Source organism: Methylocaldum marinum (genome assembly GCF_003584645.1).
Lineage (GTDB): Bacteria > Pseudomonadota > Gammaproteobacteria > Methylococcales > Methylococcaceae > Methylocaldum > Methylocaldum marinum.
Genome location: NZ_AP017928.1, coordinates 2,242,570 through 2,255,292 on the forward strand (window position 1 = coordinate 2,242,570; position 12,723 = coordinate 2,255,292).

Here is a 12,723-nt window from a genome sequence, read left to right on the forward strand (position 1 = left end):
CTCGGTTGTCTTCAATTTCAGGACTCACCTCCATCCCCCGAGCCCCTGCAGGCGAGGACGGTGTCCTGCGCGCGAGGCCTCGAGCGGCGACGGTGCGAACGCTACAACAAATAGAAGAATTGGATTACGAGTATATGAACACGAGCGAATACGAGCCGCGGGAAAATTCCCTGGAGAACTCCGATCCGGCGGCCTGGCCCCATGAAGCGTTGAAACGCTTCCGCCTGATTTTCCGCGCCGTGCAGCAGCATTCACAGTGGGTGGAATCGTGCTGCGGCGTCAGCTATGCTCAGCTTTGGGCGATGTCGGAATTGTCGAACAATGCCGGGATGAAAGTGTCCGAACTCGCGCGGGCAATGTCCCTGCATCAATCCACCGCAAGTAATTTGCTGGTCAAGCTGGAAAAAAAGGGACTGATCCGGCGGGAGCGAACCCACGCCGATCAACGCGTGGTTCGCCTATATCTGACCGATGCGGGACAAGCCCTCGTGGACCAGGCCCCGGAACCCCGCCAAGGTCTTTTGCTGCAAGCTCTGCTGGAATTGCCGACCCCGGTCCTGGTTGCGCTGACACGGAACCTGGACCTATTGGTGGAGGCCATGCACATCAGCGACGAGCAGGCGGCCATGCAGCCTTTGAACGTGAGCGTACAAGAACCGGATTCGAAAACGACAAAACCCCGCCGCAAGCCACGAAGCACGGAAAATGCATGACAAGCCCTTGTCGGGAGGGGCTCGAACTTTCCCGCCACGATCCGAACTAAATTTGTATAAGTCTCAAGAAACAACGAGGTCTTGGGCATGGCAATTCCGGGCCGGCATTCGGCGACCGCTGCGATAGCGGTGTTCCTGATCTCGTTCCCGCTGACATCGTGCCGGTATGCGGCGGATGGCACACCCGGACTCGAATATACAGAGCTTAGCCCGGTCGAGAAAAAAGCGGCGACTTCCATCTCGCCGGTGCGGATCCTGGCGCGGCCGGAAACCTGGCCCGGGGGCGAAGCCGTCAAGTTCAGTGCCACGCCGGTCTATTTGAAACTCGAAAACCGCGGCGACGCCCCCCTGCTCATTCGTTACAGCGACTTCAAGGTGCTCACGCCTACCGGCAGCAAGTTCTCCGCCTTGCCGGTTTGTCTCATCGATACGAAAGTTCGCGGACCGATCGTTCCCGGAATGCCGCCCATGCTTACCGCCGAAGCCTATCCGCCGATCGAAGAGCCGCTCTTCGAATTTCGGGATTTCCGCGTGGCACCCTATCTGAAATCGCTCTATCCCACCGTCCCCGCTCATGAGGGCGCATTTCCTTACGATCTGGCCTATAACCAAAGTCAAGCAAACTACTGGCAGCATACCGACCTGCCCAATCGCGAAATGATCATGAGAGCCGTGCCCGAGGGCGTACTGCATCCGGGCGGGTGGATCGCCGGCTGGCTTTATTTTCAAAAATTCGAGCCCATGCCCGCCGGAACGCTGGTAACCACCCTCACCAAACTTTCCGGGCAAACGCTGCCAGCGATCCGGGTTCCAATCCGGACGCAATGAGACTGTTACATTTCCGGTAACAAATGACTACGCGCTCATACAGATAGCATTCGCGGCCGACATCAACAAGAATGAGAATCTGAACAACCGAGACTTTCCGACGCAGGAAGCGAAACCACGGACAGTAAGGAGTGAGCCATGGCCTATCACATCTTCGACCCGACCAGGGACTGGCGCGCGGACGCCATGCACGAACTGAGGCGGCATTCCGCATGGTATCTGGGCTTGGGCATTGCATTGATCATCTTGGGTTTGATCACCGCCGGCTATGCCCTGGTCGCGACATTCGTATCCGTTCTCTACATCGGCGTTCTACTCCTCGTCGGCGGTATCGTGCAACTGGGACACGCCTTCGGCACTCGGACCTGGAGCGGATTTTTCCTGCACCTTTTGGGCGCGATCCTGTATTTGGCCGCGGGTTGGGTCATGGTCACCAACGTGGAGGCCAGCGCCGTGTCGCTGACCCTTCTGCTGGCGGTGTTCCTGATCGCGGGCGGCGTGTTCCGTATCGTCGGCGCATTGCTCATGCGTTTTCCCAGCTGGAACTGGGCCCTGCTCAACGGGGCTGTCACCCTGCTGCTGGGCATCCTGATCGCGGAGCAATGGCCAACCTCGGGGCTTTGGGTCATCGGCGCCTTCGTCGGCATCGACATGCTGTTCACGGGGCTCTCGTTCATCATGCTGTCCTTGGCGGCACGCGGCATCGGAGGGGACGAATTCACGCGGCGGGCGACCTGAAAGGACACGTCCGACGGAAATTTCCCGGCTTCGCGCGCTGCCGTTGTTCCGGCCGATTCGTGAACCGACGGAGCCGACGCCCGGTCCGAAACAGCATAGGCACCCGTGGTTCGGCCAGCGGCTTTCAAATTCCGCGATCCTATGAACTCGGGAAAATCCCGCGCGGCTTTGCCGTGACGGTTCAGAACGCTGCCAAACGGATCGACTTGCGGGCACGGGCGGCCGCGACATAAAAAATGTTGATTTCCTCGCGCAGCTTCGAGAGCTGGAACTCTTCGCCGCCTTTTCCACCGCTTTTCGCAGATCGCCACGGGTGATCAAATCATCGCCCAGCATTTCGACATGATCGTATTCCCGGCCCTTGGCCTTGTGCGTCGTCGTAAAGGTGAAATCTGCGCTTTCCTTGTCGGTCCGGTCAGGCGCGCCTTGTTCCTTCAGCCAGGATAAAGCGCTCTTTAGCAATGCAACTCACCATTTTTACGGTCCGCATCCATCGGCATTGGTTTTTCCTTGTCTCCTCCCCCACTCCGGAGGTAACCACCGCCGCCCTCAGTCCGGGCGCGAGCGTAATCTCTTTAAGGTTTCGTCCCGCCGTAACCTTTGAAAAGCCGTTCATCGAAGGGGTACCGATCCACGGCCAAAATCCGGAGTCGAGTGCTATCCGAATGGAGGGGGTTAATAAGGGCATTAACGGTATAAGGGACAATGGCGCTCGGCACAAACAGGACAGCACTGCTCATATTCTTCAACCAGGTATCGCCCAGTGATCGGGTCAGTTCCGAGCGCCCCCGCCAGTCATCGGGTAACAATGCCCGGTCGAGTTCTTGTCGGGTCACGGCATCCGGTAGATCGATCGATAGCAACTGATAACTATCCGGCACATCCTCAGGATCATCGATCTCCAGATGCACCAGCACTTCGAGGAGAGCGGTTCCCGGATTCTCGGCGCAATAGACAATGGGGCTGCCACGGCTGTGCCAGCGTCCGCCGGCCCGAATGCCGCCGCTGCCACGAAGATCCGCATAGTTGCTGATGCGCCAGATGCGCATCAGGCCGCAAAGCCCTCATCGATTTGAATCAGGTATTCTTCAATGATCCGCCCGCCCAGTTCGGTGGACAGGATCTCCATTGGCGTTCGGTAGTCGAGCTTTTTGAGGGGTTTGCGTAGCCAGCGAAGGGCTTTGTCCCGATTGCCGAAGACGGTTTCCGCCAAGGCCACGAGCCGAGCCACGCGGAGTGCCCGGTCGGACTCATCAGGCGACAAGGGTTGCTGCTGGGCGCGCCGATGGGAAAGGGTGCGGGGCGGAAGCACCAAGGCCAGCTCTTTCGCCGTCAAGCCCTCCTCGGCGAGCTTATCGAGGACCGACGGCTGCATCCGGAGCGGTACCTCGCGGATCAATTCCTCTTCCGAGGTCAAGCGTCCGGGAAAGTCGAGCAGGATACCTAAACGTGCCAGAAAATGACCGTAGCGGGATCCACTGGATTCGGCAGCGGTGTTGTTGGAGCGGGATACCATCGTCTGTTGCCCTCCTTTCAGCAATATGCCGCTATCTTAAAGGCATTTTGCCAAACCTTCAAGCACGGGCCTACACCATGAACTTTCCGCTCTTCGTCTGGTTCAACACCGCCCATATTCACTTCCCTGCGCATGGCAAACAAGTAGGTTAATAACCGTATTCCTGCTTTTTCATCGGGCACCCAATATTTTCGAATTCGAAATCGATCGTAGTTGAAAACCATGAATGCCGGAAGCTGTTTCAAATACCTGCTGTTCGTCCTGGCAGTCCTGACCTCGGGCTGCGGCCCGGTGTTGCGTCCGTCGCTTTCGCAGCAGGAACTGCTCAGCGCGCGGGCGACGAGCGACCGTCTGGTCGAGGCGGAAATCAAAGAATTCATGCCGCGACTCGTCATGCGGGCCAAACAGGAGTATGACGACTATGTCCTGGGTCTCAACTCCGAACCGTCGGTAATCGATGTACTCGTGATCTCCGGCGGCGGCGACTGGGGAGCGTTCGGCGCGGGCTTTCTCAAGGGCTGGGGACGCGTACCGAAGGGACCCATGGCACGCCCCGAATTTGACGTCGTGACCGGCGTCAGCACCGGAGCCTTGATCGCGCCGTTCGCGTTCCTCGGCACCGAACGGACCATCGACCAGGTGCTGAAGATATACCGCGAACCGCGTCCGGATATCATGAAACTTCGAGGATTTCTCTTCTTCCTGCCACGCTACGCATCGTTCACCCGCATTCCCGGGCTGGAGAAGGATATAGCCGAGACGATCAATACTGGCTTTCTGAACCGCATCGTCCGGGAAGGCGAGCGCCACCGCATGCTGGTAGTCAACACCACGGACCTCGATGACGGGGAGATGCACGCCTTCGACGTGGTCAAGGAAGCGAGTGGCGCTGTCCGGACCGGCGATGTGGATCGCGTGCATCGCATCCTCCTCGCTTCCGCCGCGATACCCGGCGTCTTTCCGCCACGCGATATCGATGGAAGGCTATATGTCGATGGAGGCATAACCGGAAATATTTTGTACGGGGCAAGAATGCATGAGGAAGACAGCTTTCCGGCGGTCTGGAAAACGACTTACCCGGACCAGCCGATTCCCAAGCTGCGTTACTGGATCGTCTTCAACAACCAGTTCCGTTTTCCGCCGCAGATCACCCGGCCGACCTGGGCCGCCATCATGCGGCGCAGCATCAACCTGGCGACCCAGTCGTCGACCGTCAACGCGATGCGCCACCTTTATGCATCGGCCGAGATTTCGAAGCTGAAAAGGGGCGCCGATATCGAGATTCGGGTCATCTCGGTTCCCGCCGATTGGACGCCGCCGAAACCGGGCGTGTTCGTAAAGGAAACGATGAACGCCCTGGCCGACCTCGGGGAACGCCTGGGTGCGAACCCTTCGAGTTGGCGCACGGAACCGCCCTGAGCGCGAAAGCTGGAGGCTCGCGGCGAATTCGCCTTGCGCATGCGGCGCACGGATGATCGGATTTGATCCTGAAGAAAGGAGAACGACATGGACGTACGAACCCGCGCATGCGGTATCCGCTCGATTCTTCCCGTAGTTGCGGTACTTGCCGCCTCCTGTGCGAGCCAGACCGGCGGACGGGAACCCACAACCGAAGGGAACGCCTGTTCCAGGCTGCAAGCGGTCATATCCGAAGCCGATGCCCACTTCGAAAACATCAAACGCCAGAGAGTACCCCACCGGCTCGGCGATCGGTGGGAAGCGCGAGGCATCTTTCCCGATACGACCTGCGAGGTCTGGAAGTGGGGCGGCAACGAGCATTATTACTGCCTCTGGAACGAAACCGGCGAGGTGGCCGCCCGGCAGAGTTTCGAAGAAGGCAAGAAAGCCGTCCGGGCATGCCTGACCAATGAATGGACGCTCACCGAAAAGCAGGCCAAGACCGGAAGAGTCGCAGTGTTTTCGAGAGAAAACGAGGATACCCGCGTGGCGCTTCGATATTTGGCCGATACGCGGCGATACCGTCCGACCTGGTACACCAGCCTGATCGTCGGCAACGCCCTGCGCGATCCAGGCGAGCTCTATCATCCGGCTCCTTAGACCACACTGCGGGCACGCGCGGCGCGGAGGCAGTCGTACCGATCGCGTTCAGCTTTTGCCGCGGCCGCGCACTTGTTTCCTGGTGTGGAGATGGCGCCTGCCGGCAACCTGGTCATATTGGGTCCGGATACGCACCTGTCCAATAGCAGAACCGCGGCGGATGCAAGGCCGGCTCCTACAACGTTCCGTGTCGGTTTCATAGTCTTCTCCGTCGTGAGTGTGGGGCTGCTCGGAGACAGCCCAGGTCGAGGCGAAACGTCCGGGCGCCATGAAATCCACTGCCGAAGCAGTCGGCTCAGTTACTCAGCCAGCCAGCGGACACGGCATAGGCGGATAAGGACAAGTCCGTAACGGCGGAAAGGGACAGCCCTTTTTCGGTCAAAGCCGATATCGGGAAGATTTCCGGTAACGTTACCGATCACGGATTTACCGCCGGCGTCGTTCGAGCCGCCGGAAAATAAATGACGCCGATCCGCAATCGTCGCCACTACCGGCTGCCGTCGACCGCGACTGCGAACCCTTCACTCCTCAGCGCGAGGTTCCATCATGACGCTCACCTTCTCGGATATTTTCAAGGTCATTTTCGCCATCCTTCTTCCGCCTCTGGGCGTATTCCTGGAGGTCGGCTTTGCCGGTGCGTTCTGGCTGAACATTCTGCTAACCCTGCTGGGCTTCGTCCCGGGCATCATCCATGCGCTTTACATCATTTTCACCCGCTGACCGGCAGCGACAGCCGAGCGGCGGTTCGTCACGCCCGGGAACCACGTAGAGTGTTTTCATCTCGCTCATACGGCATGGCAACCCTGGCGCATATAGTCGGCGCCGTCGACTGGGGTAGACCGAGTCAAATATTCGTCGGCAATCCTTTGCCGACGAATCCGCTGGCCCAACGGCGGCATCGGGAAGAGACATCTCGGAACTCCCCGTACGGCCGCTAGGAAACTGCTCTAGCGGGCTCGAAACTGGGCTGGGACTTTTTCTTCTCCGGGTTCGATGGACGGCAGCGTCGCTTCTCCGGCTTGGGGCATGCCTTGTAGGTACAAGGACCGGACGGGAAGCGCGAATTGCAGCCCCTCTTTCTGAAACGATTCGTAGATCATCAGATTGATGGCCTGCTGCGCGTTCATGTAATCGTTGTAATCGGCGCTCAGCACGTAGTAAACGACTTCGAACTCCAGCGAGAACTCACCGTAAGCCTTGAAGTGGGCGCGATCGAAACGCACGTCGGCCTGACCCTCGACGGCGCTGCGCAAGAGCGCCGGAACTTTGACCAGTTTTTCGTAAGGGGTGTGGTAAACGATTCTGATATCGAACGCCACGCGCCGTTCCCTCATGCGCTTGAAATTGCGAATCCTCGCATTCAGAAGATCGCTGTTTCCGCAGATGATTTGCTCGCCGTGAAGACTGCGGATGCGAGTCGTTTTGATTCCGATGTGCTCCACCGTCCCAAGAAGATCGTCGAAGATGATGAAATCGCCGGCCACAAAGGGCTTGTCGAAAGCAATGGACAACGAGGAGAAGAGGTCCCCGAGTATCCGTTGCAGCGCCAGAGCGACCGCGACGCCGCCGATTCCGAGACCGGCCGCCAGCGCCGTGACGTTGATGCCGAAGCTTTGAAGCGCGAGAAGCAGCGCCAGTGACCAGACCGCCAGCTGGCTCAGCGAATGAAAAATCGATAGCACGCCCAGGCTGGTCTGGTCGCGCTTGGTCTTTCGGCCCAGATAATCGAAAACCCAGACTCTGAGAAAATAGCTCACCCAGGTAGAAACCTGGAAGAGCAGCGCCACGATGGTCAACCGCCGGATAACGCTGCTGAGCGTCGAATCCAGATGCAGCAAGAGCGTCGATGCGAACACCGAGACCATGAACAGGAAGACAGTGCGGGTGCGCCCAACGCCGGCAAAGAACTCCCCGACCAGCGCATTGCGCCGCCGTTCGAGGTAACGCTGCAAGGCTCCGATGAGAAAGTTCCGAACGATCACCAGCAGGCTGAACAGCCCGGACACCGATATGACCGCCAATACCCAGTCGCGCACCCGGTTGCCGTTGAATTCCGTGTCCAGGACGAGTTCCGCCAGTTCGCGCCAACTCTGATGTTCGGTGCGGTTGTTGACCGACTCGACCAGCTTCTGGAGCAGACGGCGAGTTTTTTCGACATATGCGTCCTGCTCGCGCAAGTGATCGAGCAACGATTGCGCCGACTGACGCTGCTGATCGAGCCAGCGCCCGGAATTTCCACTGTCGTGCTCCGAATCGGAAAGCTTGTTCTCGATCGAGATCAGTTGCTGCTTCCAGTGCTGGAGCAGAAGAATCACGGCGCGGCCCTCCTTTTGGAGTGTCGCCAGAGCATCGACCGCCTCTTCCTTCCACTGTATCCATTCGGCGGGTCTGCCTATCCCGTTGATAACGGCATGCCGCCGCTGCCAAACCGTTTTCCACATCTTGAGCAGTTCGCCCCGCCTATTCAGGCCGGAGATCTTGGCTTCCATCGATTCCTTGGCCAGCCGCCTTGCCTCGACCTCCTCGGTCAGTTCCGCGAGTTTCTCCAAAGACGCATTGGCCATGCGCTGCCGCGCCTCGTGCAATCGACTTTCGTTCGCGATCTGCTGACCGTCCGTTCTTCTCAATTCGCGAGCCAGTTCGAGTTCTTCCTTCTCGATTTGCTGCAACCGCTCACCAAGCTCTTCCTCGGTAAACCGCACGCGATCGGTCAACAGGCTCAGCCGCCGCTCGAGCATTTCCACGGACGATTCCGCCGCGGACAGCTTGCGTTTCTCCCGCTCCAGGCTCAGCTCGCGGAGCCGTAGCATCTCCTCGGTCAGTCTCGATTCCCACCGGGACAATTGCACGCGTGCGTCATCGCTGAACGAATTCCGGGCAGCGTCACTCTCGTCCCCGAAAGCGCCCGGCGCATTTTGCTTCTCGGCCCATTCCGTCCGTGCCTGTTTGAGCTGGACACCGGCCTGATCGACGGCAGCTTCAAGTCCGGGCAGGCGAGCCTTCTGCGCGCCCAGTTCGGCTGCTGCCGTATCCAATTCACTCAGCGGAACCGGACCATCGCCGGTCTCCAGCGTTTTCGCCGCTTCCCGGTATTTCCGCTCCTCAACCGCGAGCGCATCGATTTCCTGCTGCACCGCGAACTGGCGCTCGAATACGACATCGAGCTGCTTAAGGACTTCCAACCGCCGGTTGAGCGCCGTCTTCCCGTCCGTGTCCGGTGCCTCGCCCAGAACCCTTTGCACCGCCGCGATGGCAGTCGCTGTCTCGCGCTTGCCGGCCTTGATACGATCGGCGCGGCTCAAGGCCTGTTCCGCCGAAACCTGCGGCTTAACCGTCTCGGGCTCGCCCGCTGACCGCGGATTCGTTTCCACGGCCGCAGCCGATGACATGGCCCAAAAAATCAGCATTCTCAGAAAAACTGCGATTACCGATCGATGCAGGTTTCTTTTCGAACAACCCATCAAATAACCCCCCAATTTTCAGAGTATCTTCTAGTTCGGATGTTAGAGCATTCTTTATCCGATGCAGCCGCTGGATCGCCCCGGCCGCACGTCTTGAAGAGTCTCCGATCGCAATACCTCGCTGTAGATGAAATGAATCATCGCTCAGCCGCACAGCACGGATGAAACGAAGCGGAATTTCCGTATTTCTATGCCGAATACGGACTACGGCAGCGTTTGTATCGCCCCCGCGCGGGCCGGATCGAGCCGGCCGAAATCCGTCCGCGATTCCCGCCGATCAACATCCCGCGTCCGCGCCGTCGTCCGCGAACAAACGCAAGCCCGCGTCGACGCGTTCGGGATCGTCGACCGGCTTGGCTTTGTCGCGGCGCATATCCATCATGCCGGCGACCCGCTGTAGGCTGGAGAGAATCTGGGTTTGCTCCCAGTCCTTGAGTTGCCGGAACGCCTCCAGGAAGTTGACGTGCAACAGCGAGGGGGCGTGCTCCAGGGCATCGCGGCCGGCCTCGGTGAGGCTGATGGTGAGGCGGCGCTTGTCCTCGGCATTGCGCTCGCGCCGGATCAGGGTCTTGAGTTCGAGATGGTCCAGCACGGTCGTGATGGTGCCCTGGCTCAGATTGACCGCCCGGCTGAGTTGGTTGGCCGTCTGCGGGCCCTGGCTGGTCAAGGCGCGCAGCACCATCAACTGCGAGCCGGTCAGACCCACCTTCTGCAATTGTTTGGATTGGAGGTCGAGGGCACGTACGATGCGCCGCAACTCGACCAATACCTGTTCGTTAATTTCCATACACTCTGGCAAATTCTTGGGTTGGGTGTAACGCGCGGAGGTCGGCGGGATATTGCCGACCTCCAGTCGTTCATTCATGTCGATAGCCGAAACAGGGTCGAAATCAAAATCACGCCATGGCCCGGGCCAGTGGGCGGAATTGCAGACTGTACAGCGCCTGGAGATAGCGCTGCGTCTCCCGCCGTTCCAGGTCGGTCACGTGCCGCCAGAACCCGTAGACGCGGGACAAGGTCATCATCCGCTCGGCATAGTGCTGCCAGGTATAGCGTTCGGCGACCCGCTTGAGGGCGCCCTCCGAAATCCGTGCCCAGTACCCCGGCTCGTTCCGCACTCTCGCGTAAAACCGCGCGATGCGCTCCGCCGCCGCATTGCCGTGATTCGGATCGATATGAAAGCCCGATACCCCGTCTTCGATGATTTCCGACGGCCCGCCGAAACAGGTGGCGAAACAGGGCAGGCCCGACGCCATCGCCTCGATCACGGTGAGTCCGAAAGCCTCGAACAGGGCCGGCTGCACGAAAGCCCCGCCGCCGTCCGCCACATAGCGGTAGAGTTCGCCCGCCAGATTCTTGGGCAGCCTGAGCCCTAGCCAGCGCACCCCGGTGTCCAGATCATACTGGTCGAACAAGGCGTGCACCCGCTGGATCTGTTCAATTTCCTCGGCATCGGACGAGAGTTCCGGATTCACGAAACCGGAGATCACCAGAAGATTGGCCTCGCGGCGCAGCTTTTCGGAAGCGCCGAACCATTCCACCAATCCGGCGATGTTTTTGATGCGGTCCAGCCGCGCCATGGTAAACAGCAGTGGCTTGTCCCGTTCGACCAGCATCCCGCGCGCGTCGCCCCCGTCGCTTTGAGCGTAGATCAGCTGCTCGATTTCGGCATGCAGATGCGGCAGGCGTCGTTCCGGCTCGCTATAGGGAAAATAAGCCGCTGCATCGGCGCCCGGAGAAACGATGTTGAACTTGGGGTCGTACACGTCTATGCCGTTCGCGACCCGAAACAGCCTGGGCATGGTGAACGCCACGTGACTCTCGTATTGTCCCACGCTGTCGCGGGTTCCCGCGATTTCCTGATAGCTGCTGGCGATGATGAAATCGGCCGCGTTCATCGCGATCAGATCGGCGGTGAACTGGCAGGAAAAATGGTACTGATCTTCGTTGTCCTGCCAGAACAGGTCGGAATGGCGATACTTGGTCTTTTCCAGGGCATGGGCGATGTTGCACTGGGTCACGCCGAGACGTTGAGACAGAAGGGTCGCCACCAGGTTGCCGTCCGAGTAATTGCCGACGATCAGGTCGGGGCGCCCGCCCAGTTCGGCAAGCAGCTCGCGCTCGGCATCCAGGGTATAGCGCTCCAGATAAGGCCAGACTTCGAAGCGGGAGATCCAGTGCGTCAGGACCTCGCCGGAGGCGTTGCGGAACGGCACCCTGAGTATCCGGGCGTTGCGCGTTCCGGAAATGGGTTCGAGACGTTGGTCGCAGCTGGTCCCTTCCGCCAGCGGTATCAGCCGGGTCAGCACCACGATTTGCGGCTCGATGTCGAGGCCTTGTTCGAACAGGCGAGAGCGCATTTCGGTCTCGAGGGCGCGCACCTGATCGAGGATGTAGACCACCTGCCCGCCGGTATCGGGACGGCCGAGCACGTTGGCCTGGCCGAAATAGCCGTGCGCCGAAATGATGGCCAGCGAGAACACCATGGGCAGCCGCGCGAGAAACGCTTCCAGGCCGCGCGGATCGGGCGCTTCCAGGAGATCCTGAAGGAGGCTCATGGTGTCGCGGATACGCGAGACCTCGCGGCCCCAGCCGGCCTCGAATCCCAAGGCGCGCAGGGGTGCCGCCACGTCCTCCCAGGTCGCGGCGGCCTCGCGCCCGGCGAGCGCGTCATCGGCCCGGCGCAGCGCCCTGCGCAAGTCGCGCACGCTCCTGATCTGCTCGTTGAGCATCAGGGTCTGGCCGCGGTACGAGTGAATACTCAGAAAGTTCAAAATGCGCTCGCCGCCCCCCCCCAGTTCGTCGAACATCTGCCGCGACAAATGCTTGTTCAGGAACTCCACGCCCCGGCCTATCGATCTCGCCTCCTGTAGCTTGGGGAATTCGCGGGAAAACGGGCCGAAGTCGATTTCCAGCAGCCATTCGTCTATGTCGTGCTGTCCGGTCGCCAAGCCTTCCTTGAACCGCAGGAAATCCCGCACCGTCACCTCCTCCACCGTCAGTCCTTCGAGCGCGATGCGCACATAGCGCCAGGTGGCGATGCGCAGCCGGACGGCCAGGTACACCCAGGCGTCGTTGACCGCAGCTTCCTGGGAAAAGCGGATGGTTTTGCCCAAAGGCGTCTGCTTGAGCCCTTCCGGCGCATCATCCGCGGTGCAGACGTCGGCGAACGCATCACAGACATCCGGACGCTGCAGAAAAGCGCGCTCCAGCTTTCGGATTTGATGCAGCACGCGGTGGCCCACCGAGGGATTGGCGTCCAGAAACCCTCGCAATTGCACGATCAAGTCGTCGCCCGGTGTTTTTTCGGTCATGTAGAAGTCTCTGCTCATCCGGCCTCATTTATTTTGATGTCAAATAATTAATCAGCGAAAAAGCGCTGTCAAATCCCACACCACGGTTCACGTAA

12 protein-coding genes are annotated in these 12,723 nt (G+C 59.8%); 6 read left to right on the forward strand and 6 right to left on the reverse strand.

Annotated elements, in window-relative coordinates; translation table 11 throughout:
• The first annotated feature begins 134 nt into the window (after positions 1 to 134).
• The 3 genes from sS8_RS09655 (at position 135) to sS8_RS09665 (ending at position 2,279) form a co-directional block, all read left to right on the forward strand.
• The gene (locus tag sS8_RS09655) at positions 135 to 713 is read left to right on the forward strand and encodes a MarR family winged helix-turn-helix transcriptional regulator (protein WP_119629466.1); all 579 of its coding nucleotides are present in this window, start codon (positions 135 to 137) and stop codon (positions 711 to 713) included.
• A gap of 87 nt (positions 714 to 800) precedes the next feature.
• Positions 801 to 1,541, forward strand: coding sequence for a hypothetical protein (locus sS8_RS09660; protein WP_119629467.1), 741 nt, complete (start codon positions 801 to 803; stop codon positions 1,539 to 1,541).
• 138 nt (positions 1,542 to 1,679) lie between these two features.
• Positions 1,680 to 2,279, forward strand: a complete 600-nt coding sequence (locus tag sS8_RS09665) for an HdeD family acid-resistance protein (RefSeq protein ID WP_119629468.1) — start codon at positions 1,680 to 1,682, stop codon at positions 2,277 to 2,279.
• Positions 2,280 to 2,854: 575 nt separating this feature from the next.
• Here sS8_RS09665 and sS8_RS09670 read toward each other — a convergent pair.
• The 3 genes from sS8_RS09670 to sS8_RS29105 are packed head-to-tail and all read right to left on the reverse strand — an operon-like array spanning position 2,855 to position 4,019.
• Positions 2,855 to 3,328 (reverse strand): RES family NAD+ phosphorylase, encoded by a 474-nt coding sequence (locus tag sS8_RS09670; RefSeq protein ID WP_119629469.1) that lies wholly within the window; start codon positions 3,326 to 3,328, stop codon positions 2,855 to 2,857.
• Entirely contained in the window at positions 3,328 to 3,795 is a 468-nt protein-coding gene (parS, locus tag sS8_RS09675; RefSeq protein WP_119629470.1) for a type II RES/Xre toxin-antitoxin system antitoxin, read from the reverse strand. The genes sS8_RS09670 and parS overlap by 1 nt, the downstream gene beginning before the upstream one ends.
• A 17-nt stretch (positions 3,796 to 3,812) precedes the next feature.
• Positions 3,813 to 4,019, reverse strand: a complete 207-nt coding sequence (locus sS8_RS29105) for a hypothetical protein (protein WP_145986479.1) — start codon at positions 4,017 to 4,019, stop codon at positions 3,813 to 3,815.
• Here sS8_RS29105 and sS8_RS09680 point away from each other — a divergent pair.
• From sS8_RS09680 to sS8_RS09690, 3 genes are all read left to right on the forward strand, one after another.
• Positions 4,018 to 5,214, forward strand: coding sequence for a patatin-like phospholipase family protein (locus tag sS8_RS09680; protein WP_119629471.1), 1,197 nt, complete (start codon positions 4,018 to 4,020; stop codon positions 5,212 to 5,214). The two genes, sS8_RS29105 and sS8_RS09680, sit on opposite strands and share 2 nt — an antisense overlap.
• Positions 5,215 to 5,301: 87 nt before the next feature.
• Complete coding sequence (locus sS8_RS09685) at positions 5,302 to 5,853, forward strand: hypothetical protein (protein ID WP_119629472.1); 552 nt, start codon at positions 5,302 to 5,304, stop codon at positions 5,851 to 5,853.
• 546 nt (positions 5,854 to 6,399) lie between these two features.
• Entirely contained in the window at positions 6,400 to 6,573 is a 174-nt protein-coding gene (locus sS8_RS09690; protein WP_119629473.1) for a YqaE/Pmp3 family membrane protein, read from the forward strand.
• Positions 6,574 to 6,800: 227 nt separating this feature from the next.
• Here sS8_RS09690 and sS8_RS28640 read toward each other — a convergent pair whose 3' ends face one another.
• From sS8_RS28640 to sS8_RS09705, 3 genes are all read right to left on the reverse strand, one after another.
• Positions 6,801 to 9,260, reverse strand: a complete 2,460-nt coding sequence (locus tag sS8_RS28640) for a mechanosensitive ion channel domain-containing protein (RefSeq protein WP_197716727.1) — start codon at positions 9,258 to 9,260, stop codon at positions 6,801 to 6,803.
• 331 nt (positions 9,261 to 9,591) lie between these two features.
• Positions 9,592 to 10,179, reverse strand: coding sequence for a MarR family winged helix-turn-helix transcriptional regulator (locus tag sS8_RS09700; protein WP_197716728.1), 588 nt, complete (start codon positions 10,177 to 10,179; stop codon positions 9,592 to 9,594).
• Positions 10,180 to 10,210: 31 nt separating this feature from the next.
• Positions 10,211 to 12,646 carry a sucrose synthase gene (locus sS8_RS09705; RefSeq protein ID WP_197716729.1) on the reverse strand — a complete coding sequence of 812 codons (2,436 nt, stop codon included), beginning with the start codon at positions 12,644 to 12,646 and terminating at the stop codon, positions 10,211 to 10,213.
• Positions 12,647 to 12,723: the final 77 nt, after the last annotated feature.